The sequence below is a fragment of the Leptospira sarikeiensis genome, from assembly GCF_004769615.1.
GTDB lineage: Bacteria > Spirochaetota > Leptospiria > Leptospirales > Leptospiraceae > Leptospira_B > Leptospira_B sarikeiensis.
Genome location: NZ_RQGF01000011.1, coordinates 11863 through 35866, shown reverse-complemented (window position 1 = coordinate 35866; position 24004 = coordinate 11863). Strand labels below are relative to the sequence as shown.

Annotated in this window: 19 protein-coding genes and 1 other RNA gene; 7 read left to right on the top strand and 13 right to left on the bottom strand. The window is 41.2% G+C overall.

Translation table 11 applies throughout. The features are described from left to right. Positions 1-127: 127 nt before the first annotated feature. Positions 128-520: RNase P RNA component class A (gene rnpB / locus EHQ64_RS04270), an RNA gene on the bottom strand. 384 nt (positions 521-904) lie between these two features. On the opposite strand from rnpB, the gene EHQ64_RS04265 reads away from it, so the two are divergent. Then, entirely contained in the window at positions 905-1606 is a 702-nt protein-coding gene (locus tag EHQ64_RS04265) for a lysophospholipid acyltransferase family protein (protein ID WP_135648290.1), read from the top strand. Here EHQ64_RS04265 and EHQ64_RS04260 read toward each other — a convergent pair. Continuing rightward, positions 1598-3151: an FAD-dependent monooxygenase gene (locus tag EHQ64_RS04260; protein WP_135648271.1), complete on the bottom strand. Its 1554-nt coding sequence runs from the start codon at positions 3149-3151 to the stop codon at positions 1598-1600. The two genes, EHQ64_RS04265 and EHQ64_RS04260, sit on opposite strands and share 9 nt — an antisense overlap. Before the next feature lie 30 nt (positions 3152-3181). Next, entirely contained in the window at positions 3182-3736 is a 555-nt protein-coding gene (locus EHQ64_RS04255; protein ID WP_135648270.1) for a TetR/AcrR family transcriptional regulator, read from the bottom strand. Positions 3737-4268: 532 nt separating this feature from the next. Between EHQ64_RS04255 and EHQ64_RS04250 the strand changes: the two genes are divergently transcribed. From EHQ64_RS04250 to EHQ64_RS04240, 3 genes are all read left to right on the top strand, one after another. Beyond that, the gene (locus tag EHQ64_RS04250) at positions 4269-4730 is read left to right on the top strand and encodes a tetratricopeptide repeat protein (protein WP_135648269.1); all 462 of its coding nucleotides are present in this window, start codon (positions 4269-4271) and stop codon (positions 4728-4730) included. Between the two features lie 236 nt (positions 4731-4966). Beyond that, the gene (gene hpf / locus EHQ64_RS04245; protein ID WP_135648268.1) at positions 4967-5254 is read left to right on the top strand and encodes a ribosome hibernation-promoting factor, HPF/YfiA family; all 288 of its coding nucleotides are present in this window, start codon (positions 4967-4969) and stop codon (positions 5252-5254) included. Then, a complete protein-coding gene (locus tag EHQ64_RS04240; RefSeq protein WP_135648267.1) occupies positions 5254-6186 on the top strand; it encodes a tetratricopeptide repeat protein in 933 nt (310 codons plus the stop codon). Before hpf ends, EHQ64_RS04240 begins: the two co-directional genes overlap by 1 nt. Before the next feature lie 672 nt (positions 6187-6858). Here the strand turns inward: EHQ64_RS04240 and EHQ64_RS04235 are convergent. The 4 genes from EHQ64_RS04235 to EHQ64_RS04220 all read right to left on the bottom strand — a co-directional run bounded on the left by EHQ64_RS04235 (position 6859) and on the right by EHQ64_RS04220 (position 9994). Further along, positions 6859-7431 carry an LIMLP_12425 family protein gene (locus tag EHQ64_RS04235; protein ID WP_135648266.1) on the bottom strand — a complete coding sequence of 191 codons (573 nt, stop codon included), beginning with the start codon at positions 7429-7431 and terminating at the stop codon, positions 6859-6861. Between the two features lie 8 nt (positions 7432-7439). Next, positions 7440-8042, bottom strand: a complete 603-nt coding sequence (locus EHQ64_RS04230; protein ID WP_135648265.1) for an RNA polymerase sigma factor — start codon at positions 8040-8042, stop codon at positions 7440-7442. A gap of 83 nt (positions 8043-8125) precedes the next feature. Continuing rightward, positions 8126-8479, bottom strand: coding sequence for a PilZ domain-containing protein (locus tag EHQ64_RS04225; protein WP_135648264.1), 354 nt, complete (start codon positions 8477-8479; stop codon positions 8126-8128). Positions 8480-8533: 54 nt separating this feature from the next. Further along, complete coding sequence (locus EHQ64_RS04220) at positions 8534-9994, bottom strand: MBOAT family O-acyltransferase (protein WP_135648263.1); 1461 nt, start codon at positions 9992-9994, stop codon at positions 8534-8536. A 257-nt stretch (positions 9995-10251) separates the two neighbouring features. On the opposite strand from EHQ64_RS04220, the gene EHQ64_RS04215 reads away from it, so the two are divergent. After that, positions 10252-10857 carry a DUF3332 family protein gene (locus EHQ64_RS04215; RefSeq protein WP_135648262.1) on the top strand — a complete coding sequence of 202 codons (606 nt, stop codon included), beginning with the start codon at positions 10252-10254 and terminating at the stop codon, positions 10855-10857. 33 nt (positions 10858-10890) lie between these two features. Here the strand turns inward: EHQ64_RS04215 and EHQ64_RS04210 are convergent, their stop codons facing one another. From EHQ64_RS04210 to EHQ64_RS04195, 4 genes are read right to left on the bottom strand one after another with little or no spacing between them, the layout of a single operon-like run. Further along, the gene (locus tag EHQ64_RS04210) at positions 10891-11349 is read right to left on the bottom strand and encodes a DUF192 domain-containing protein (RefSeq protein WP_135648261.1); all 459 of its coding nucleotides are present in this window, start codon (positions 11347-11349) and stop codon (positions 10891-10893) included. Positions 11350-11355: 6 nt separating this feature from the next. Then, positions 11356-12129, bottom strand: coding sequence for an enoyl-CoA hydratase-related protein (locus tag EHQ64_RS04205; RefSeq protein ID WP_135648260.1), 774 nt, complete (start codon positions 12127-12129; stop codon positions 11356-11358). A 6-nt stretch (positions 12130-12135) separates the two neighbouring features. Continuing rightward, positions 12136-13509 (bottom strand): PP2C family protein-serine/threonine phosphatase, encoded by a 1374-nt coding sequence (locus tag EHQ64_RS04200; RefSeq protein WP_135648259.1) that lies wholly within the window; start codon positions 13507-13509, stop codon positions 12136-12138. Further along, complete coding sequence (locus tag EHQ64_RS04195) at positions 13493-13909, bottom strand: hypothetical protein (protein ID WP_246048588.1); 417 nt, start codon at positions 13907-13909, stop codon at positions 13493-13495. The genes EHQ64_RS04200 and EHQ64_RS04195 overlap by 17 nt, the downstream gene beginning before the upstream one ends. A 178-nt stretch (positions 13910-14087) precedes the next feature. On the opposite strand from EHQ64_RS04195, the gene EHQ64_RS04190 reads away from it, so the two are divergent. Next, positions 14088-15083 (top strand): hypothetical protein, encoded by a 996-nt coding sequence (locus EHQ64_RS04190; protein WP_246048587.1) that lies wholly within the window; start codon positions 14088-14090, stop codon positions 15081-15083. A gap of 103 nt (positions 15084-15186) precedes the next feature. On the opposite strand, the gene EHQ64_RS04185 is transcribed toward EHQ64_RS04190, so the two are convergent. Together EHQ64_RS04185 and EHQ64_RS04180 are read right to left on the bottom strand one after the other, a co-directional pair. Further along, positions 15187-17256, bottom strand: a complete 2070-nt coding sequence (locus tag EHQ64_RS04185) for a methyl-accepting chemotaxis protein (protein WP_135648258.1) — start codon at positions 17254-17256, stop codon at positions 15187-15189. 23 nt (positions 17257-17279) lie between these two features. Then, positions 17280-18845, bottom strand: coding sequence for an LA_0442/LA_0875 N-terminal domain-containing protein (locus EHQ64_RS04180; protein ID WP_246048586.1), 1566 nt, complete (start codon positions 18843-18845; stop codon positions 17280-17282). Positions 18846-19193: 348 nt separating this feature from the next. Here EHQ64_RS04180 and EHQ64_RS04175 point away from each other — a divergent pair, with 348 nt between their 5' ends. Beyond that, a complete protein-coding gene (locus EHQ64_RS04175) occupies positions 19194-23993 on the top strand; it encodes a PAS domain-containing protein (RefSeq protein ID WP_135648257.1) in 4800 nt (1599 codons plus the stop codon). The last annotated feature ends 11 nt before the right edge of the window (positions 23994-24004 follow it).

The following is a 24004-nucleotide window of genomic DNA, read 5'->3' as shown; positions in this document are numbered from 1 at the left end:
CATCCGAACTTGGCCGCACGAAGACAACCCGGATGAACTTCAAAAAATTGCATGCATCCAAACGTCGGAGTATAGTCGCTGCGCTCCTGAAGGTAGATGAATCCTCTTAGAAATTTAAAATATTGCATTGGAAGATCCACCTATAAGCCGGATTTTGTACTCTTACGAGCGATGATCATTTATCTTGGTCTTTTAGTTGCCGAAAAGACTCTTTGCTCTCTACCCGCGGCCCTGCGGAATCAACGATGGCCGCCTATTCGAGATTGCACCCGGGAGGGTTTACATTGCCTGCAAATTTACAAAAGCAGCGGTGGGCTCTTACCCCGCCATTTCACCCTTACTAGAAAAACTAGCGGTATATTTTCTGCTGCACTTTCCATATTCAATCTCTTACGAAATTGAACTCCGGGAATTACCCGGTCCCGCGATTCCATGGTGTCCGGACTTTCCTCACAAACTCCCCGAATGAGGGAAAAATCCACTCGATCAGAAAAGAAAGCGCGACCATCCGGCAGACCTTCCAAAACGAATATAAACAAAAACCGTGCCCCGGCTATCCGTTTTTTCCGAAAAGATTTGGGCGACTCCTCGTTTCACTCGGACCGGGCTCTTCGCTTCAATCAGCGGCTCGCCATTCCATAGCGCACCGCCGGATTTCCGCTACGATCCCTGCCGCAGCAAAGCGAAGTCAAATTTGAAACGGACACATAGCATTAGAACGGACAAAAACCCGCGTCTTCCGCACGGAGAACACAGAGTTCACTGAGGATCCCGAAATATACAAATCTCTGTGATCTCCGTGGACTCTGTGCGAAACATACCCAAACATTTTTTGTAGTAAAAATGTAAAAAAATCGGCCCTCTATTTTGCAACCTTCCTAGCCGAATTACTTCTTACCCTATGATGTCATCCAAGAAATCATCCGTTCAAAAACCCCATCCAGGAAGTTCCGAACTCGCAAGAAGAGCCCTACGTTGGTTCGGAAGGCTATACGGTTCCTTATTCTATAAAACCGAAGTATACGGTTTAGAAAATGTGCCAACGACCGGCCAAGTTTTAGTCTTATCCAAACACCAAAGAAACGACGATATTCCACTCGGATTATCCAAGGCCTTGTATCATGTAAGAATGGATATTTGGGCGATCATGAAAGATTCACTCGCTGCTCCAATCTATATGGACTATTTCTTAAAATGTGGAGGGATCCCTCTCAACAGAAAAGAACCTCGTAAGAGTAAGAACGATCTACTCTTCGCCAAAAAGGTTTTGAATGAAGGGAATATGCTCGTGATCTTTCCGGAACAAACCACAATCCCATACAAAATGGGAAGAGGTCGTCCGGGCGGATTTCGTTTTATCGTAGGAAAACCGGAAAGTCCTCTGCCGGTCCTATGTCTTGGATTAGAATATAAACCTCGGGGTTTCTTACGCAGAACAAGTTTTATCGTGCGCGCAGGAAAACTCAGACATTTTGATTCCAGCATGGATCCGGAAGATTTCCTACATGATTGTATGCATGAGATCGCAAGTCTAACGAATCTCAAATACCCATTCGAACAGAGTAAAAAAACTTCCGACCCTGAGTTGGAAGAAATTTTAGGTTAAACTCTCCGTGGTTTTCTTCGCATCTTGTGAAAACCACAAATTCACCGCGAGCCTGATGGACCTTTCATCAGGCTCAGAGCCTGAGATCCAAGCTATATAGCCATCGGGACGCACAAGTACAGCTCGAATACCTAGATCTTCTTTCGGTCGACCATTAACATATTCCAGTTGGCTTCTATACTCACTCGCCAAATTTTTCAGAGAAGTGCTTCCTCCAAATTCAAGAAGAAGACCATGTCCTTCTCTCATGTGTGTTCCGATCTTTGTTCCATCCTCTAATTCGAAATTCGGAACACTATGACCGAGCAAAGGATGACCTTCTCCAAGATCGTAATGAGTATGGATCCCCCAAACTCGACCCGCAAAATAAGTCGCTCCATCTTTCGTATCCATTAAGTCTCGAATGATCGAATTCATAGCTCGACCATATGGATCCGGTCTCATAATAGACACTTGCGCACGAGACCAATCCAAAACCTTTTCCCCGATCGGATATCTTTCCGCATAATAACTATCTAATAGACCTTCCGGAGCTTTGTTACGGATTGCCGAAGAGAGTTTCCAGCCTAGGTTCATCGCATCTCCAATTCCAAGATTCAAACCTTGGCCTCCTAGTGGAGAATGAATATGAGCCGCATCCCCCGCTAAAAATACACGCCCGTTTCGATAATTCGTGGCCTGTCTTGCTCGATCTGTCCAAGAAGTTGCCGCATGCAAAGCGCTGATCGTAACATCTGTATTCGAGACCTTACGTAATACATCCTGCACATGTTCCAAGGTGATCTGTTTTTCAGAACTATGGAAAGCTCCTCCGTCAAAATCCTGAATGATTACGTAACCAGGCTGAGACTGCAGATACATTCCTTTTGGAGTTACGACTCTACCCGACCCAAGCTTCTCCGGATCTGCGATATCAACTTTTGTGGAATAACCTGTAAATTCAGGTTCTGTTCCATCAAATGTAAATCCTCCTAATTTACGAACTATACTGCGGGCTCCATCACAACCCACGAGCCATTTGCATTCGAAAGAAAGATCGTTTGACTGAACGGTTACTTCGTTCTCAGTTTGTTGAAAATCGGTAATCGCAAATCCTCTCTTAACCTCTACTCCCAAGGTTTTGGCACGACGAGAGAGTATAGTTTCTATCTCCAACATTTCAGATATTAAATTCGTTTCGTTCGAGCTAGAGAGTCGATACATCCACTCAGAATGTTTAATATTTCCTTCATGAAATGGGATGCCTGCAAAATGTCCCACTTGCCTTTGTCCACCCTGCCCTGAATTTTGATGAGGGCTCTTCATACGTTTATGGATCTCAAACTCGTCCAACAAACCACGGCGGTATAAAGCTTCGATCGTAGGAGAAGAGAGCCCTCGTATCCCAAAAGGAATTTGTTTCAATATAGAATTGGGATCTTCTGCCTTTTCGAGTATTAGGACTTTACATTTAGCTAAAGCTAATTCACATCCTAAAAAAAGTCCGACAGGACCGGCGCCTGAAATGATCACATCGTAAATAGGTTTATTTTGATTATTATTCATGAGTATTTAATGTTTCTCCGTTTTAATGATTCACTTGTTCCAACCGTTTTTCAAAATTTTGAACGTGAGATTTAAGGTTTCTTTGGGAGATGTAGAATTACACGCATAGCTTACGCCTTCTAAAAGTAATTTTGCTAAACATTCCGCTTCCAATTTATTCACACCGGAATCGTCCTGGATCTCTTTAGCCAAGGTATTTTCGTATCTGCCCCATAGACCTCTTAGGTAAGAACTCAATTCGGTAGAAGACCTGATTAATTTTCCAAATCCGGAGAATGTCTTTTTATTCGGTGGATTGAACAGTTTGCTAGATAGAAAGTATCCATGAAGTGCATCCAAAATGGATTGGCCTTTTTTTCGGCTTCTGATCGCCTCTAATATATCAGTATCTATCTCATCCTCAAGATCAAAGATGAGAGACTCTTTGGTCGGAAAATAATTGAAAAGTGTGGTAACTGCTACTTCTGCCTTTTCTGCAATTTCAACAATTGTAACTGCCTCGTACCCTCTTTCTATAAATAGATCACGAGCGATATCAGAGATCAGCTTTCTAGTTTTCGCCTTTTTAATCTCACGCAGTCCCATTTAAAGATCCTCTCCTTAACCTTAAGACTAATCGCAATCGATCTAAAAAACAATATCAAGTAAAATTTTGTAGTTACTACAAAATTATATTAAACACACATTTCCCCGATTCCACAAAGCCCAGCTCTGTATTCTCAGTGAACTCTGTGAGAAACCAACCTAAACAACTTTAATTTTCGCACGGAGAGCACAGAGGACACGGAGATGCAGAGATTTTTTCACGCGGAGGCGCAAAGGCGCGGAGAATTTATGTGATACGCTTATCTCTGTGGCTTCGCGGCTTCTGCGTGAAATCCCTGGTTTTTAATAGGATCTTAACGAAGTGGAAGGAACTCCTGACGCTTCTACCCATTCCCAAACAGGCCCAAAATCGCTAAAGTAAGGGCATGTTTCAAACAGCGTGCCAACTGGGCCCAAATTCCCCTTTATCGGATTCCGAGATTCGAAATTTGAAAAAAAATCTAGCTTTTCCTAGAAACTTGGCACGGCGTTTGCAATATTATAGACAAAGCCCCGGCTGGGAGTTAAAAAGATGAACAAATTAATTAAAATTGCCTTAATTTTAAGCATCTCCACTGCAATTTATGCAGAACCTGAGACCAACGTGATAGAAGCTTCGTTTAAAAGTTATACACCGGAATCAGACATCCAGCTAGCAAATAAGCTTACTGCCCTGGGAAGCCTTAAACAAAAAACCAGGGACTATGAAGGTGCAATCGCTTTTTACGACCAGTCCTTAGCCGTGAGAACGAAAATTGGTGATAAAGAAAGTTCCGGATACGCTCTGGTCCTTTACCTAAAATCCATCTCCGAATTCCGTCTCGGCAAATCCTGCCAGGCATTAGAGAACATTAAAGAAGTTATCCATGTATACCAAAAGATTGGTGACCTTGATTCTGCTCTTCACGCAGAGGAAGAAGGTCTGAAAAAATACCAGGAAGCATGCAGCCTGGCTTTTGCGAAACAGCCAAGCCTGACTCTAAACAAGGACTAAGAAACGCTAGGAAATCATCCCATCTCTAGTTCTAACTTCCCTGGTCCGCCCCTTTCGGGGCGGGCGCTTTTTTTGATTTGACTCTGATTTTTTCCATCCTAATCTTACAGGAATTCCTGGGTTGGGATGCCCCTTTCTTTTCCCGTCCAAAAAATACGTTTCTTTAGTTTTTTCGATCTGCATCTGTGCTATGATAAAACTTTGAGAATCCAGAAATAGAAATAGCGGAGGCTTACATGAAAATCGTTTTTAATTGGAAGAATTTGGATCATTCCGGAACGGCAGAAGAATATGCCGGAAAAAAATTAGAACGAGTCTCTAAATACATTCAAAAATTAGTTTCGATGGAAATTTCATTCGAACAGGTGCATGGACTGATCAGTGCGAATTTAAATTTGGCAGCAGACGGAAGCAAATTTAATGCACAACACGAAGACAAAGATATCTATTCCTGTATAGACGGTTTGGAAGATAAGATCGTAAAACAGGTCAGCAAACATCACGACAAAAAAGCCGCCCATTGATGGACCAAGACCGGACCTACGAAGAATCAATTAGACATTTATCCGAAGGAGAATTCGAATTAGCTCGTAACGGTTTCGATTCTTTGTTGGAGGAAAATCCGGAAAACCCCGAGTATGCCTCGGGGTTTTATATTTCTTCCTTTTGGGATCATAGGATCGACAGGATCCATCTCACAAAAGAAGGCAGAGAAAGAACAGGGCTTCTTCTTGAATTCCTAAAAGATTTCGAATCAGTATATAAGACCAAATCTTACCCTAAAGATCTTTCCTATCATTCCGCAATGAATTCTATCTTGCAGGAAACCACGGATCAGGTCCGGATCGCTCTTAGAAAAGAAGGGATCCAGTCTCTTTCTCCTGCATTGATCGCAGAACTTGCGTATCGCCTATTACTTGCAGAAGATACAGAACTTGCCTCTGAGGTCCTAAGAGATTCTTCCGGATTGGAAAAATTCTCCCCAGAACTTTTATTCTTTCGAGCTGAATGTGCCTACCAAACAGGAAATCATTCTCAAGGCTTACTCTTATACAGAGATGCATTCTTAAAAGAACCGAGTGCGATCCGACTGGAATCAGTTCGCTCCGAACCGATCCTCTCCGCTATCAATATCTTAAGAGAGGAATTCAAAGAAGAAGGTGAACTCAAAGAAGCACTTCCCGTTCTGCTCTTAGAAAGAGCTGTATTCAAAGAGATCCGTAAAATGAGCGACAAGGAATTGGAACAGATCCGCACGGAACTATTCAGACTTAGAGATTCTCTCGGATTACGCAAAGGTGGAACTGAATTTAAGGTGAAATGCAGAATGATCCAACTCTGCTGCGCACTACTCGACTCCAGGACTTCTATCCTTTACGGAGAAATGGCCCAAGAAGCAAAACGGATACTGGATTCATTGGATCCGGGGTTATATCATAAAAGATTGAAAGTTTAGTTAAAAGGGCGCGGAGCCTTAAAAGCCACAGAGTTTTTTCACGCAGAGTCGCGGAGATTGGAAGATAGGTCGGTTCCTGAGTGATTCGAGCGAAGTGAGAATCGTATCGCAGGAACCTTGTTCGATAGATTTTATATATTTACGGCCCCTCGATACAACTTGCTTCGCAAGTCACTCGGGAACCGCCTCCTCGAATACCCTATTCAGAGCTGCCTTTCGAATCTAAATGTTACCTTAAGCGGTTATTTGTAAAATCGGCCCCCGGCCCTTCGCAGCGACAATAGAAGCGAGAAGGCGACCGCTTGAAGCGAGTCGATGACCAAAGGTCAAACGAGTGACCACTCTGCATCAGCACGCCCAACCTTCATCGAACCATTTTTCTAAAAACAGCCCCCGCCCAGTTCGGGTGGTGGGGAGTTGCCCGTGGGAGAGCGCTTACACGCCTAACATAAAATTCAGAAATTTACAAGTAAATTAATCACGCTCAATCCATGTAGGAGCTCCTACAAATGAATCTGGATTCAGAGTTTTACGTGAAATGAAGAGTAAGGGAAGAACCTTTTCTCGCAGAGCACACTGAGAAGCACAGAGGCTCTCAGTTGAAACAAAAAGACCACCAAAGTCTCTGTGAACTCGGTGGTCTCCGTGCGAAAGTTTGAAAATTAGGAATCTTTATTTGCCGGTAGATTCTAGAACGTGGCGGATTTCTTGTGCAGTTCTATAATCGCCTTTTTCGATAAAGTATTGCTCTAAAGAAGCTAATGTCTTAGAAGCTTGGGGATTTTTAGCGATTTCTAAAAGATGACGGGAGTTTAAGTCCACATCTACTTTTGCAGAAGAAGGAAGATCCACGAATTCGCGATCAGTCCCAACCGAAAGAGTTCCGGATCTTTCTGCAACACTTGTTTCATTGGAAGAAGAGAAGCGGCCTACTGTTACTGCGAGAACTAAGATCGCAAGAGCAGCGCTTAAGGAATATTGGAAGGAACGGTTCCAAACAAAACTTCTGGAGAACTTGGACCAAGAAGTTTCTTCGTCGAAGCTTACTTGTTTAAGCATATTCTCTAAACGAAGATCAAAATCTTTAGAAAGACGAACTTCCTTCAATTGCTCGTATCTGAGTTCTGAAACTGCTCTAACGAGAGAGTTTTCCAATTTGACATGATCCGGATCTTCCTTTTGAAAGATGCTCGTGAGACCGAATTTCGTGCCAAAGCCTTGTTGTTTTCCTGTCTGTTTTTCCATATACCTTACTACCTAAAAAAGCCTTCGCCCTTACCATCTTTCAGAATCAGATGTTTCAAAAATTCCTTCGCCTTAAAGAGCCGGCTTTTGACTGTCCCGATATTTGTTCCGAGGATATCAGCTATTTGTGAATAGGACATTTCCTCGAAATACCGGAGCTCGATGACTTCTTTATATATGTCCTCGAGTTCGCTTATTTTGTTGATTAGATAGTCGCTCTCGTCAGAAAGTTCTACTTTTTTTTCGAAGCCCATCCGGTCGTCGGTGACCTGGAACTCCGAATCGTCCATAGAATTCTCCCTGGCTCGTTTTCTTTTGGCCAGAAGATCCTTGGATTTATTGACCACGATGCGGTAAAGCCAGGTATATACCCCGGATTCCGCCCTAAAATTGCGGATAGAGCGGTATCCTGAGATAAGAGCATCCTGAACTATATCTTCTGCATCGTCCCCATCTTTTACCATGGAGACAGCTTTTCGGTATAATCTTTCTCTATAAGGTCCGGTAAGCTCTATATACGCTTTGTCATCCCCTTCCTTGATCTGCTTCAGAAGTTGGATTTCCTTTTCTCGGACTGTTTGTTTGCGATGAGGACTGTCGGTTTCGATCATTAAAAGCCTTTACGACATGGGACTGCTATTTGGCGGTCTTTGCAATAAAAATGGCGGCTTAAGCACCGGAAAAAAAAGGATAATTAGCCTTCGAGGGAAAGGTTGATCAGAATTAACGACTCCGTTAGTTCCAGAGGATCTCTAAAACGGATCCCGTATAAAAATTTCTGTTTGGCCTCTACCTGTTTTGGGATTTTCCAAACCACGTCTCCTAGAAATTCCAAACGTTTTCCGGTCCTTCTTTCTATCACGGAACCTTCTATCGGTGATGAGCCTGGAAGATCTTCCCCACTCATCAAAATACAGATCCCTGATTCCGAAATATTTCCAAGTTTGCCTTCTAACGTGATCAAGCCGGAATCCACCTGCACGATGTACTCGTCGAAATCTCTGGGATAAAATCTTGGGCTTCTGGGTTTTTGACCGGGATCGCTCATTAGCAGGGATTCAAAATAGAAACGAATTCTGCAAGTGTCCAGCCTTTTACTTTTTCAGAAGTCGAAGTAGATAAAAGGGATCTCTCCGTCCGGACTTAGGATCGCGAGACAGAATGCAGCGATCGGATAGAGTGAAAATTCTAACCATGCTGGAATTTTGAAGTCCTTTCCTTTTTCGTAAATCAACCATCCCAAGTAATGCCCTAAAATCACACAGAGAATGGCAGGAACTCCTTGCTTCAACATATAAGGGCGAAGTTCCCCACTCTGATACACATACATTCCGTGGATCATTTTCAGAGCGGATTCTATATTTGCGGATCTAAAGATCACTCCAAAGGTGACTGCAACGATACTTGCATAAAGAATTCTAGTTGGGGTTAAAATTTTATCCCAGGTAGGAGAAAGTTTCAGATCAGGGAAGAACTTCGCTTTCCATTCTTTTAATATAGATTCTACAAGAAGAAAGCCTCCTTGTATGGAACCCCAGATGAGGAAGGTCCAATTGGCCCCATGCCAAATTCCTCCCACAAACATTGTGAACCAAACATTGAATCTATGTCGGAATAATCCTACACGATTTCCCCCGAGAGAAATATACACATAGTCTCTAAGCCAGGTAGAAAGAGTGATATGCCATCTTCTCCAATGCTCCGTAACAGACTGAGAAAGATAAGGCATTCTGAAATTCTCAGGCAATTCATAACCTAGAAGAAGTGCAGCAGAATACGCCATATCCGTATAACCGCTAAAATCGCAATATACCTGCACCCAGAAGAGTAATGCTGCAAGCCATAATGCTTCTGTTGAGTAAGAATCCGGATTTTTAAAAATGAGATCTGCGATCGGAGAAATATTATCCGATAAGACTACCTTCTTAAAATAACCCATTAGAAAATAGCGGATCGCCTTTCTGAATGGAATATCTTCTATCCGTTTTTCTGTCTCTAACTGAGGAAGAAAACTTTTCGCAGTAACGATTGGTCCTGCGACCAACTGAGGGAAAAAGGAAACGAATAGTGCAAATCGTATAAAATTTTTCTCGGAAGGGATCGCACCTCGATACACATCGATCGTATAACTCAAACTCTGGAATGTATAAAAGGAGATCCCGACAGGAAGAACGATCTTTAGGATAGGGAATAATCCCTGAAATCCTAAAGAATGTAAGAGAGCATTTAGATTCTCACTTAAGAATCCGTAATATTTAAAAAATCCTAAAATGAATACCAGGTTCAGAACAAGACTGATCACGATCATTCTTTTGCGAAAAACCTGATCCTTGGATTCGTAGATCTTATCCGCTAAATAGAAATCGATTACCGTGGATAATAGTATGAGCCCGCCGAATTTCCAGTTCCAGCTCATATAGAAAATATAGCTCATGATAAGCAGGAAAATATGGATCAGTGTTTTTCTAAGTTTATGATCCGGAAAGATCGCAGGTAATACGTACCAATGGATTATAAATACAAAGGAGAAAAAGAGAAAGAATTCGAGTGTGGGAAATATCACTTTGGTTCCCTAAATAAAAAGGCAGTTGCCTAAAGGACGATCCTGTAATTGAAACCGTCTTTTTTTAGTCCAGAAATACCGGGACTGGAACTAGGTCAAGGGATTCTCATCGTTTCGAGAGGGTCCTCAGAGTCCGAATTTGCTTAGTCAAGATTTTATCTTTCAAAACTCGGATCTGAATGGAATTCTCTTGCAAGATTTTTTCCATCCTGTATTCATAGTTTCCATTCCATTTATACAAAGGAGTTCCGTTCTAAATGGTAAAAAACGTTTTAAAAAAAATCATCCTGTCTCTGGTAATCGTAGGAGTCAGTTTTGGTACCCTGGCAAACTGTTTCGGTAAATTCGCACTTGTAAGAGTTTTTTACAATGCAAACGACGGAATTAATGTGGGCGGTGGCCTTCTTGCTAAAATCGTAAAAACCATCCTATTCTATATTCCTTTCGGGATCTTGATGGCGATCGGTGGTTTTATCGATTTTCTTCTTTTCAACCTGATCGAGTTCTGGTCCGGAAGTAACCCTGTTGGACTAAACGAGTACGACAAAGAAGGAAGATACGCAAAATCATTCGAACAAGAAGGAGAAAAACTGACTCTGGTTTATTCTGATTTCGGTTCAAGAATGGATATGACTGCAGTTTCTAAAGAAGGAAAATCCGAAACTTTAACTGCTTTCCGTTCTCAGCCTGGAAAATTTTTTGTAGAAAAAGACGGAAAATTATCAGAGATCGAAGTTACCTCTCAGTCGGTTGGATCCCAAGTGATCTTAAAACTTACCGAGCAAGGTAAATTAAAATCTTCTAAAGTTGTGGAAGCACAAAGTTTACAAGATCTACAATTAAAAGCTGCTGAAGCTCTTTAATTTCTTCGAAAGGGATCCGTCTTAGGGCGGATCTCACTTCCCTACAAATCTTCCTTCTATCTTAAGAACGGCGTCTTTTCCGATCCCACGTTTAGCAAACCAACGAGGATTCGCTTCCACAGCATACATCACTTTTTTTGTAGAATGATACAATACCTGTGTTTGGTTCGGGGCCATTTCATATGTATCAGTTAATTTTTTATCACGAGTAAAATAAGCGATACTCAATGGGATTAAGGTATTTTTCATCCAAAAGGAAACGTAATCCTCATTTGGGAAGATAAAGATCATTCCTTCATTCTCCCCCATTTTTTTCCGGAACATCAAACCTCTCTGTCTGGACTCGTCCGTATTCGCGACTTCAACTAAGAGCGGATGATCTCCGATATAAATCGTAGTCTTTTCAAGGTATAGGGGAGAATTGTATTCTCCCCAACCTGCGATCGGCGAAAGTAAGATCAGAAAAAATAAGGAAATCCGAAAGATTTTCATACTAGATCAGAAATTCGGAGCTCTTTTTTCTAGAAATGCGGTCATTCCTTCTTTGGATTCTTTTCCGTAGAATAGATTAGAAAATTCTTTTTTTTCCAATTCGATCCCTTTAGCGAATTGTGTATCCAATCCGTTTAGGATCGTATTTTTAGCGGTAGCAACGGCAATCGGCCCTCTTTTTAAAATAGATTCTGCAATCGTTTTCGCAACAGAGATCAGATCATCTCCGTCTTTAACGAGTTTATTTAATAAACCGATACGGTAAGCTTCTTCTGCACCTATCATGTCTCCGGTAAAAATAAGTTCCGCTGCCCTTCCATACCCGATCAATCTGGATAATCTTTGGGTTCCTCCGAATCCTGGAATAAGTCCAAGAGAAACTTCAGGTAAACCTAATTTAGCTTTTTCGGATCCGATACGAATATCACATGCAAGTGCAAGCTCCAGTCCCCCACCTAACGCAAATCCGTTCACTGCAGCAATGGAGATCAGTTTACTTTTTTGGATCCGATCAAAGGTCCCTTGTCCAAGGGTTGCAAACTCTTCTGCACCACTTACGTCCAAGTCTTTCATATTTGCGATGTCGGCGCCTGCGACGAAAGCTTTTCCTTGTCCTGTAATGATCACAACACGGGTCGTTTCATCTTTTTCTAAACTATGAAAGGCCGCAGTCAGCTCTTTCAATACGGATTCATTTAGTGCGTTTAATGCGGAAGGACGATTAATCTCTAAAATTGCTAATTTGCCTTCTTTTTGGATTTGGATCAATGATTCACTCATGTATTTTCACTCCATCTCGATGATCAAAAAAAGTGTGTCGTCTTCGAATTCAGCATCTCCGAAAAAGTTAGACAATTCCGCCTGCACGGCATCCTTAAACTGTTTCAAATCTTCGAATGACTTATTTCTGTTCAATATTTCAATCAGGCCTTCGCTTCCAAGCTGTTTTCCTTGCGGATTTCGATTCTCGATGAGACCGTCAGTATATAAAAACAACCTTTCTCCGGAAGCTATAGGCAAGGAAACAAGCTCTGCGATCGGTCTTTTGATCCCAAAACCCAGGATACTTCCGGTAGTTTCAATTTCCCTAAAGTCATTCCCGTTTTGAGAATGCATTAAATAGGGATGTCCGCCGTTAGCGAAGTGGATCTCTTTAGATATAAAATCGAAGAAAATATAAACCGCGGAAGCATGGTGGGACTTGAACTGCCTAAGCAAGGTCTCGTCTAAATATTCCAATAATCTGACCGGATGCAATTTTAAACGATAAGGCATGGTCGCTACCATGATCTTAATAAAGGAAGCAACTAACGCGGACGCGATCCCATGTCCTGCGATATCGGTTAAGAATACTCCGGTGTTCCCTTCCCTCAATTGAATAAAATCGTAAAAGTCTCCGCCGATCTCGTTTGGTGTAGAACGAAATACCTCGTATTTAAATCCTTTGATACTGATATCTTCCGGGAATAAGGTCTCTTGCACTTTTCTTGCGATCTGAAGTTCGTGCTGTAAGAATCTATACTCTGAGTCCAATTCCGAAGAAATACGCACGAGTCTACGAACGATCACTACGATCGTTGTACCGATCAAACTTAAGATCAGATATACAACATCCGGAACTAATAAAACTAATGGGAATCCGGGAAGAGGCCCGTCCTTCAACTTAAAGTAAATAAAGCCTAAATGTAAAACGATCGAATAAACCGCGGTTAAAAGGCAACCCTTTACCTTTAAGCGGAACATTTGAAATAATACTAAAAAGCCGACGAGCAAGAAATAGTTATTATACAATTGTAAACTATGCAGATCATCGAATGTATAGAATGATTCGTTCAATACAAGCATCACCAAAAAGGTGATCGTACAATTGGTACCGTGTATTACTGTAGGAAGATATTTCCTTTGGAAGGAGAGAACAATGCTGAGTATGTTTAGGCTTAGAATAAATCCGAAATATATGATCCCTCTAGGCGAGTTCCGGATTTCCGGGATCAAAAGTAAAAAATAAACCAGGAAATGTAGGACGAATGCAAGCCTGATAAAGGATTGGTCTATTCGAACAAAATCCTTCCAAGCACTGACTTCCCTATAATTAAACTCAGTTTCCAGGAAAGACCAAGGGTTTAGTATGCCGTTCGCTTTTTTATTGGATTGATTCATCTAATATTAATTCGTGAATTTCAGATCCGTAAAATCGGATTTTCATATTAAAACCGGATTTTAAATACCGATCCAATTTTTCCGCCAGTTCCAATCCTTCTTTTGCATCCTTAATATTTGAATAATAGAAAGGAGAAGATTTGGATTTATAGTTGTACGGAAATCTTTCATTAACAAGTAAAGTTAAGCGAAATCCGCCAGGTCTTGTCTCTAATACGATATGAATCACATCCTTACGATTCAATATCCTTTCATCCCAATGGAGTTCCCATGGATTGGTAACATCCGAAAAGACGGAAGTTCCATAAAGAAATAGAGCCGCCGCATAAAACAGGATTGTGTTCCTACGTAAATCGCCAGGAGAGATCCAAGTGTTATAAAAAAGGATGCCGGTCTTCATGAGAGACAGGCACAAATCTTACAAAGGGCCTATGAAATGCAAATCAATATCCCTTTCCTTCTCTGTTCGATTTTTTGCATTGCAAAGAAAAATACTTTTCGATCGAACTCAAGTTTTAGAGACTCAATGCCGTATGATTTTCGAAGCTAAATACAAGCCCAAGTCCGAAATATGTCGATTGTTTGTCTTATTCATTCTTATTTTTGAAACTTTCTATTCTTGCAAAGAAGTAGGAGATCCGAATCCATACGCTCCTGTCCTAACAAAAACTGCTCTCTCCCAATCGGAATACTATGTCGGCTTGGAACAGAATGTTTTAATATCCAGGATCTTCAATTTAGATGAGGAATCTAAAAACTATATTAATGAGTTGAACCGGATCGACGGATTCGACGAGTCACCTAGTCAAGTAAACGATTTCGAAAAATTCAGATCCGTTTTAGCCCAAGCTCTCAATTCTTTTGAAGACCCGGTGCGATCTCTTTTACTGAAAAAATTGATCCGGATCTATGTTTGTGAGAATTTAGGGGGAAGCGCAGTTTCTGGGATCGTTCGAGATTCAGACAATCCTATCGGCGGATTCGTAATTTTAGACGCGAATACATTAAACAGAAAAGCAAACGAATGGATCAGTTATAAAGAAAGTTCCACATTTCAAAAAGGATCGCTCAAGATAAAAATTAAGATAGAATCCGAAGAACAAAACACTCAGACAAATGCGCTTCGCTATATACTATTGCATGAATTCGGACATATACTTTCCGAGACCGAAAAAATAGGGCCGAGCTTCTTTGCTTCTAAAAGATCCTTTGCCAATTTTGATTTTTATAAAGAAGTTTGGAAATCTGAAAAGGTTAGCTATTTGGATGAAAATATTTTTAGCCTAAGGCCAAAACTCAGATTTTACTCAGAGTCTTTTGCCTTGGATCCTAATTGGAAACAAATCTATCCGGTCTTAGCAGAAACCCCGTTCCCTACGTTATATTCCGCCACAAACGCAGATGATTTTTTTGCGGATTCCTTTGTTTCCTATGTACATGTAATCTTAGACAAAAAAGCTTGGGAGCTGGAAATATTAGAAAATAATAAATCTATTTATAAAATGGAAAACGGGATCCGAAAGGATTCCTTGTTAAAGCAAAGGAAGATTATAGAAAGAATCATCCGTCCATGATTCATATTTCGCACGGAGACCACGGAGTTCACGGAGGAGTTCTTTCTATCGGAACTCCCACAAATCCAAAACTCTGTGTTCTCAGTGAACTCTGTGCGAACCCTTAAAGTTTGAACTTATCCACGGATCTCAAGAGTCCTTCCGATTGTTGGTGCATCTCTCCGGAGTAAGAAGTCAAATCATCCGCTCCACTCGCAACTTCCTGGGTTCCTTCCGAGATACTCACGATTGTCTTCGTGATCTCATCCGTTGCCCTCTTCTGCTCTTGGACCGCCTCTTCAATCTGTAAACTGAAACTCATTAAGAAATTCGCAGATTGATGAATGTCTTGGGTGTTCTTCTCTTGGGTGCGAACTGAATCCAATACCTTCTTCGCAGATAATCCAAACGAATCCACACTGGTCCTGAGCTTACGAAGTATATCACTGGCTTCTTTTACCTTAGTGTTTCCGTTATGGACCGCATTATTGGTGGATTCTACAAGTTCTCCGATCTCTTGGACTGAACTGGATGTCTGAGATGCAAGTTTACTGATCTCTTCTGCTACGACTGCAAATCCTTTTCCTGCTTCCCCAGCTCTAGCTGCCTCTATCGCCGCATTCAATGCAAGTAGATTGGTTTTCTCAGAAATCTCTGTAATGATAGAAAGAATTTCGTTGATACGACTCGCACTCTCTCCAATCTCATCCATCGCTTGATTGGTTGCACCCATAGCATTCTCACCAGTTAAAGCTCTGTCCTGGGATTCAGAAGCTACCTGGGATAAGGTTTGCATTTCATTATTGATCGTTCCAATTTGTTCACGCAAAAGTACAACGTTCGTATCGATCTCTTTCATATTTTCGATGGCTTTCTCCATCGATCTACGCACATTCTCTGCAGATGCTGCAAGTTCTTCTACTGCTGCTGAAGATTCTTCTGCTGCGGATGCTTGGGCCTGGGCAACGTCTGAGAAGTTACGACTCGACTCTGCCATCTTATCCGAGGTGGAATTCAGTTTGGTAGAAGAAGTCTTGATATCCTGGATGATCTTAGAAAGATTTCCCTTCATAGAATCCATAGATTTTAGAAGTTTACCAATCTCATCTTCTCTTCCAATCTCAATGGAAGAAGTCAAATCTCCATCTGCAATCTTCTCTGAAAAACCGATCGCTTCCAAAAGTCCGGAGGTTATCAATCGATTGAAGATCAGATTCAGAATGAGCAGGATCACTACCATAATCACAAGAGAGGACAAAATCGTCTGTAAGATCACTCCTCTCATATCTGACCAGAAGATCGAATCAGGGATCGAGACTTCTACTGCCCAACTCTTATCATAATTTCCTAATACAAATGGGAAAAAGTGATGACCCTCTCCCCCGCCATGAAGAGAGAAAGGTTTTCCAGTCGCCATTCCTTCCGTGATCTGTTTTAACCATTCAGGATCCGGATGTTTTTTACCCACTAAGGATGGATCTTTTCCGTTGGCAGCGTAAGTCCCGTTCGGAGAGATCAGAGTTAAATATCCTTCTCCTCTAAAAGGACGGATCGGACCTAAAAGTGCCTGAATATTCTCCATTGCGAGATCTGTTCCTACAACCCCGGCAAACTTTCCGTTTCGCATTACAGGCTTCACGAGTGAAACCATAAGAACGTCCTTTCCTCCTACAGGATAAGAAAACGGGTCCGCGATAAAATCATGAAGAGTTCCCTTAGGGATCACATAAAATGCACCCGAATCATCCGTGTTTTCATAATAGATGACTGGCTCTGCGATCACTGCACCCTTCGATTTATTTATATAAGGTACAAATCTACCTGTCTTATCATGATACGGTAGCTTATTCTTATATTTTTGGTCCGGTCCATCGAAACCGTCGGGTTCGAATACTACCCATGTTCCAAAATAATATTGGTTTGATTCTACCAATTTCCAAAGCGCTTTAACTACTTCTTCTCTACCTGGTCTAGCAGTCTCGAGTAAATATTGCATTCCTCTTAACGCGCCTAAGGAGGTATCCAGAAAATCTTTTACCTCGTATGCAAATCTTTCTCCGGCCATTTTAGATCCGTCTTCTACCTGATATTTCAGGCTGAAGTAGGAACCGAGAGAATTTATCGCAGTAAGTATGATTGAACCTGAAAGTAGAACCACTGATAAATAAAGTGAAATTCTAAATCGAATGCTCATTTTAACTATTCCTTATATTTTATCTAAAAGTTTTGACTGAAACCTACACTGAACCAAACCAAATGTGCAGGGATCTTTTGGAGCAGATAAGATTCTCTGACGGATTGCCTTAATTGGTCCGGTATAGTTGTAGAAGTGTTGATAAAATCCAATACCAACTGGTTTGCAGGTCCGTTAACTTTGCCTGGATCCACGATCCTACCATCCTTAGAAGTACTATTCACATAACCTCCGGTAGCTCCGTAATAGTTATCAGTATCGTACATATATAAATTAGGTCTCCAAACATCCGCGGCCTTCACGAAAAACTTACCAAAGAAGAAAGTAATCGTAGAGGTCACGTCCTGGATCCCGTATCTATTATCCACGATATTATTACTCATCGCATAACCTACGTTAACCTGAGGAAGTATTCTAAAAAAATTGCCTTCGAAAAACTCGTGTCCCATCGTTAATGAAAGATAATTTTTACCTGCCATTAAGCCCGCATTCTCTTGTGAGAACTGTGTATAAAATGAAATGGTAGGGTTTACCCATTGCAAGAAAGGCAATTTCCAAAAGAAGAAATATTCCTGCCAAGCTAAACGTGTGATCTGAGTAGAAGGATTATTCGCGCCTGAAACTCCTTGAGCAGCAGGAGAATTAAATCCTCCTAATGCGGGAGAAAGATACGCGGAACTTTTTTGAAAAGTATTATAGAACCAAATTCCCGCAGTGAAAGTTCCCCAACTTGTTTTTTCAAAGTTATAATAGAAGGCGTAGAAGAGTCCGTCCGAACGTTTCATACCATTCTGTTCTTTTTTGAAACCGGGAACATCCCCACCGCAAGTAGATCCTGTGGTTGGATTTCCCGCCATAAAATTGTTTTGAGTATCGTACGGACACGCAGAGTTTAAAGTGTCCGGAGAAGGTGCAGAGAAAGGACTCAAAGAACCAGAAGATCCTTGGCCAGGATATGCAGGCCCGGGGCCTCCAGGATATAATTGAAATCTTCCGTCATTATCCCGATCATTCCGATCCGTTAGCTGGAAATTTCCCCAAAACTGAACTTGAAATCCTTTCAAAGGAGTATTAAAAGTCACAGTAGGTTGATACGAGGGAACTACAGTCATAGCCCTATAACTTTCATTATCCCTACGATTTGCGATCTCTCCGGAGAAACTAAGTCCCCGCCAAATAAAGTCCGTGACCACCTCATGGATCACTTCTATAGAAGTATCCGCTCCATTCCCATTACTGGATCCTGGACTTGGCCCATACATATTCGGAGGGCCAGTTTCCACATGACCTTGAGGTACATCCGATACTTTCTGAGGTGTCCCCTTTTTATCTAATGTAGGAGTTCCTACATTTTGTTTTCCTTTTTCATAACTGACCTGAGCGACCAGATCCTTATCCAAGAAGCGAACATACTCGTCGTTCTCTGCTATCAAAACTTTTTCTTCATCTTCTAAGATGATCTTACCTCGAACCACCTGTCCGTTCTTTAAACGTACGAAATCCGCAGAGAATAATTCTCCGGATCCTAAAAAAACAAACAGTCCTACCAAATAGGCAAAAAGACGCTTCGGCCAATGTCCAGGGAACATAATAGTCTCTCCAATATAATGGGTGGGCAAACCCTCTCTCTTGATCCAAGCCCGAGTACATAGATAGATCTTCTTCGGAGGCGAGAATCTCTTAGAAAGACGAGAAGAATCGGATATTTTTGGCTCTTCGTCATCCAAAAAATTTTCGATCCAAGAGAATCGGTTAATTTATTTCTTATAACGTTTAGAATGTTTCGAATTGATAACGTTTAGCTTGCTTTGGAAAGAACCAAGGGCATTTTTTGCCTTACTCTTTCCACAAAATCACAACAAAGGTCGAATGAAAACCTACCCTAACTCTTATTTTTTGTTTTCAAACGAAGCTTTTCACTTTCTATTAAATAGAGAGTGGATTCTAAAAATAAAAAAAAGAACGGTAAGGATTCCCAAGCAGAGTTAAAAGAAGCGTACAAAAAAATCGCTGAACTCGAAGGAAGGATCGAAAAACTATCTCGCTCCGAATTGGATAACCGTCTCTTAAGGACCCTACTCGATTACTCCCCCTCAGCTATAACAATTGTTAACTACCGAACAGGGATTTTCGAAGAAGTCAACTCCACTGCAGAAACTCTTTTCGGTTATACCAGAGAAGAACTTTTACAATTAGGACCTGCCGACATTTCTCCTGAATTTCAGTCCGGCGAACAGAAATCCAAATCTCTCGCCCTCGAAAAAATGTCTCTAGCAATTCAAGAAGGCCCGCAGTTTTTCAAGTGGGATCATTGTAATAGAGAAAAAAGAATTATTCCTTGCGAAATACATCTAGTGAAAATCCCGGGATCGGACAATCTTATCCGCGGAAATATATTCGATCTAAGTAGAGAACTTGCTGCAGAAGATCTTTTAAAAAGTAGAGAAGAACAATTAGATCTCGTTATAAAAAGTGCGGACCTAGGATTTTGGGATTGGAATATTCCGAATGGGATCATCACTCCGAATGAAAAATGCGCAGAAATTCTTGGATACACTCTGGAAGAGTTTGAAACTACTTCAGAATTTTGGAGATCCAAGATCCATCCGGATGATCGCCCTTCTATCGTAGAAAGATTAAAAGAGCATATAGAAGGTAGAGCGGAACTTTTTGAAACCGATTTTAGAATGTTATGCAAGGACGGAACTTGGAAATGGATCCGATCTAGAGGAAAAGTCTGGGAAAAAGATAAAGAAGGGAATCCTGTCCGTGCGTTAGGAATACATATCGACATTACCGAAAAAAGGGAAACCGCAAAGATCCTAGAAGAAAAAGAAAGGACTTTGGACCTCGCGGTGCAAGGAGCTAATCTAGGAATATGGGATTATAATATTACGACAAACGAACATCATGTAGATGAGAACTGGCTCAAGATGATCGGATATCGTTTAGGAGAAGTTGTTCCTACATACGAATTTTGGAATGAAAGCCTTCATCCGGAAGATAGAGAAAAGACCAATACCGCGTGGCAAAGTTATACTCGGGGAGATGTTTCCACATATTCCACCGTATTCCGTTTAAAATGTAAGGACGGAAGTTATAAATGGATCCTAACCCGAGGAAAGATCGCGGAAAAAAATGCGGACGGGACTCCGGTAAGAATGATCGGGATCCACATAGATATTTCCGAACAAAAACAAATCGAAGACGAACTCAGAGAAACGAAATTATTCTTAGATAGAGCCCAAAAAACGGCTAAAATAGGAAGTTGGGAATATGATATCCCTTCCGGAAAGATCACCGCTTCCGAAGGTTTATATCAGATCTTAGAATCCGATATTCCTTTGGATCTAACATCGATGGATAGGATCCATCCGGAAGATAGGGAAAAGATCTCTACTCATTTTACTAAATCCGTAAAAGAAGGTGTCGCGACCGATATAGAATATAGATCGGTAACTCCGGAAGGAAGAGAAAAATATCTATTAAACCGCACGGATTTTATAAAAGATTCGGACGGAAAGGTGATCAAACTTTTAGGAACCGTCCAAGATATCTCGGATGAAAAAGAAAGAGAAAAAGAAGAAGAAGAAAAACGTAATATAGAGAGACTTACCTCTTCTATTTCCACAGAACTGATAAATAGACCTATATTAGAAATAGAAGATGCGATTGCGAATGCAGTCAAAAAGATCACTAAGGTTTTCAAAATGTCCAGGGGGAACCTGGTTCTGTATGATATGGAACAACTGACCAGGACCTTAGTATATGAATACGTGGTTCCTGAGGCAAAAAACCAAGAACCAAGTTGGCTCCCTGAAAGTCCGATCGACCTAAATAATTTCCTTACAAAGAATATTTTAGCAGGAGAGATACTTACTATAGAGCGAAAAGATTTCACAGACCCTCAGATTCGACAACGAATGAACGAGTTACATGTGCAATTCTTGATCGCTGTCCCTCTTACATTCGAAGGACAAGTAATCGGCGGCTTAGGGATGACTTCCGAGACCCCGATCCAAGAACTCAATTTAAGGTTCGGAGAATTCGAGATCGCGAATTTAAAAGCGATCGGCGAAACTCTCACTAACGCGATCGAAAGAAAAAGAAAACATAGCGAACTGATCGCAGAAAGGGACTTACTTTCTGAAATTATGCGGACCTCCGTTGCAGCGATCACAGTATTAAATCCTAACGGCGAAATTTCCTACGCAAACCCTTCTGCAGAAAAAGTACTCGGGTTGACCTTAGATCAAATCCAAAGAAGGAAATACAATGCGCCCGAATGGAAAGCGACCGCGATCGACGGAGGAGAATGGACTTCCGCGGATCAACCGTTCGTAAGAGTTCTTACGACTGGCCAGCCAGTGTACGACGTAAGACATGCAATAGAAGATCATCTCGGAAATAAAAAATATTTATCCATCAACGGAGCTCCGATCAAAGACAGCTCCGGAAAGATCAAAAACTTAGTTTTTCTAGTATTAGATATTACTGAATCTTTACTTGCAGAAAGAGCTTTAAAACAAAGCGAAGAAAGATATAGAAAAGTCGCAGAACAGACAGGACAACTCGTATACGATTATGATCTTCCTTCTGGAAAGATCACTTGGGCAGGAGCGATCGAGGAGATCACAGGATACACTTTCCAGGAATTTAATCATGTGGATGAAGAATTGCGTATCCAATTTATTCATCCGGAAGATAGAGATAAGGTCAAAGAAGGGATCAAGACAGCAAGAAAGACCGGGGGAAATTTCTCCGCAGAGTATAGATTCTTAAAAAAAGACGGGAATTATATTATCGTAGAAGACAAAGGAGTCATTTTAAAAAACCAGAAATCCGAGAATAATCGCCTACTAGGTGCAATGGCAGATATCACCGAAAGAAGAAATGCGCAAAGAGCGTTAATGGAATCTGAGGAGAGGCTTAGACTAGCTTTAAATGCGTCCAAGATGGGAACTTGGAGTTGGAACTTAAAAGACAGAACCGCACATTGGTCCTCCGATACTGCATCCATTTTCGGGATCGACTTAAAAGATTTTGAAAGTAATACATCCGTTTTTATGGATCTAGTTCATCCTGATGATCAAAGTTTGATACGCCAGTCTGTACGAAATAGTTTTTTAGGAAAAGAGAACGATATCAATCTGGAATATAGAGTATTCCATCCAGACGGGACCATCCACTGGTTGGAAGTAAAAGGACAGGTTTATCGAAATTCAAAAAATATCCCAGGAAGAATGGCAGGAATACTCGCAGACATCACCGATAGAAAAAAATCGGAAGAAAAACTAAAAGCAAGCGAGGCAAGATTTCAGACATTCTATAGATTTGCAAACGAAGCAATTATCTTTTTGGATCCAAGAACAGAAGGAATTCTAGATACGAATCCAGCTTTTCTACGGATATTCGGCTTCACTCAAAAAGATCTACATTCCGTTTCCCCGATCTCATTATTCACTCCGGATTCTTGGGCCACACTTCATGCCAGGATCCGCTCTTTCGAAAGTTCGGAAAATTTAGAGCTGCGTGCGATCCGATGGAATGGGCAGGTATTCTCCGCAATCGGAAGCGTTCATTTTTATACCGAAAGAGAGTCTTATGTTGCAGCGATCAGTTTATTGGATACTTCTGCCATCCAAGAAGTGGAAGAACTAAAAGTAATCAACGACGAGATCTCCGTTAGGAATAGACTCATCGAAATGCAGAAAAACGAACTGCAGGAAACATTAGAAAATCTTAAAAAAGCTCAGGCGCAATTGATCCAATCCGAAAAAATGGCCGCCTTAGGTCAGTTAATTGCCGGAGTTGCCCATGAGATCAACAACCCGATCGGAGCGGTGCAGGCTTCCAACCAAAACCTTCAGGAATGTTTGATCCGTTTTCAAACAATTTTACCAGATGTGCAAAACGTATTAACCGGAATGAACTCGGATCAAATGTTATCCTTCCGGGAATTTTTAGTCTTGGTAAGACAACCAAAAGAACAATTGGCTGGGATGGAAGAGAGAAACGCCAAAAAGAATATTGTCTCTCAATTACAAGAACTGAATATATCGTCCCAATACTCGTTTGCAGAAGCATTAGTGGATATGGGATTTAGGGAATTGCCAAAAGTTGCGATCCCATTCCTCATCTGTGAAAGAGCAAACATATTATTAGAATACTCCACCTTGGAAGCATTCTTCTTCTCCAACACGAATACGATCCAAATCGCAGTGGACCGAGTTTCTAAAATCCTCTATGCATTGAAGAATTTTTCCCACTTCGATACTACTTCTGAAAAGATCCCTGCCTCTATTTCGGAGAATATCGAAACTGTTTTAACGATCTATCAAAACCAGCTTAAAAAAGGAATCAACATCTCGAAAGAATATGAGAATATTCCAAAAATATTATGTTATCCGGACGACCTAATTCATGTTTGGACAAACCTGATCTATAATTCTCTCCAAGCAATGGAATTCAGGGGGGATATCACGATCAAACTCTATCAGAAAGCAGATATGGTAGCAGTGGAGATCACAGACAGTGGTCCAGGCATCCCTGAGAATATCATGGATAAAATTTTCCAACCATTCTTCACTACAAAACTTCCGGGAGAAGGAAGTGGCCTCGGCTTAGACATAGTTAAAAAGATCGTGGAAAGACATGAAGGAAAGATAGAAGTAGAAACGGTCCCAGGACACACAACTTTCCGTATCTTACTACCATTCATAGAAGCAAAGATCTAGAATGAAAGACC

Bases quoted from the DNA above. Each gene is read 5' to 3' on its own strand.
- EHQ64_RS04265 (WP_135648290.1), top strand. From the start codon at position 905: ATGTCATCCAAGAAATCATCCGTTCAAAAACCCCATCCAGGAAGTTCC.
- EHQ64_RS04260 (WP_135648271.1), bottom strand. From the start codon at position 3,151: ATGAATAATAATCAAAATAAACCTATTTACGATGTGATCATTTCAGGC.
- EHQ64_RS04255 (WP_135648270.1), bottom strand. From the start codon at position 3,736: ATGGGACTGCGTGAGATTAAAAAGGCGAAAACTAGAAAGCTGATCTCT.
- EHQ64_RS04250 (WP_135648269.1), top strand. From the start codon at position 4,269: ATGAACAAATTAATTAAAATTGCCTTAATTTTAAGCATCTCCACTGCA.
- hpf (WP_135648268.1), top strand. From the start codon at position 4,967: ATGAAAATCGTTTTTAATTGGAAGAATTTGGATCATTCCGGAACGGCA.
- EHQ64_RS04240 (WP_135648267.1), top strand. From the start codon at position 5,254: ATGGACCAAGACCGGACCTACGAAGAATCAATTAGACATTTATCCGAA.
- EHQ64_RS04235 (WP_135648266.1), bottom strand. From the start codon at position 7,431: ATGGAAAAACAGACAGGAAAACAACAAGGCTTTGGCACGAAATTCGGT.
- EHQ64_RS04230 (WP_135648265.1), bottom strand. From the start codon at position 8,042: ATGATCGAAACCGACAGTCCTCATCGCAAACAAACAGTCCGAGAAAAG.
- EHQ64_RS04225 (WP_135648264.1), bottom strand. From the start codon at position 8,479: ATGAGCGATCCCGGTCAAAAACCCAGAAGCCCAAGATTTTATCCCAGA.
- EHQ64_RS04215 (WP_135648262.1), top strand. From the start codon at position 10,252: ATGGTAAAAAACGTTTTAAAAAAAATCATCCTGTCTCTGGTAATCGTA.
- EHQ64_RS04210 (WP_135648261.1), bottom strand. From the start codon at position 11,349: ATGAAAATCTTTCGGATTTCCTTATTTTTTCTGATCTTACTTTCGCCG.
- EHQ64_RS04205 (WP_135648260.1), bottom strand. From the start codon at position 12,129: ATGAGTGAATCATTGATCCAAATCCAAAAAGAAGGCAAATTAGCAATT.
- EHQ64_RS04200 (WP_135648259.1), bottom strand. From the start codon at position 13,509: ATGAATCAATCCAATAAAAAAGCGAACGGCATACTAAACCCTTGGTCT.
- EHQ64_RS04195 (WP_246048588.1), bottom strand. From the start codon at position 13,909: ATGAAGACCGGCATCCTTTTTTATAACACTTGGATCTCTCCTGGCGAT.
- EHQ64_RS04185 (WP_135648258.1), bottom strand. From the start codon at position 17,256: ATGAGCATTCGATTTAGAATTTCACTTTATTTATCAGTGGTTCTACTT.
- EHQ64_RS04180 (WP_246048586.1), bottom strand. From the start codon at position 18,845: ATGTTCCCTGGACATTGGCCGAAGCGTCTTTTTGCCTATTTGGTAGGA.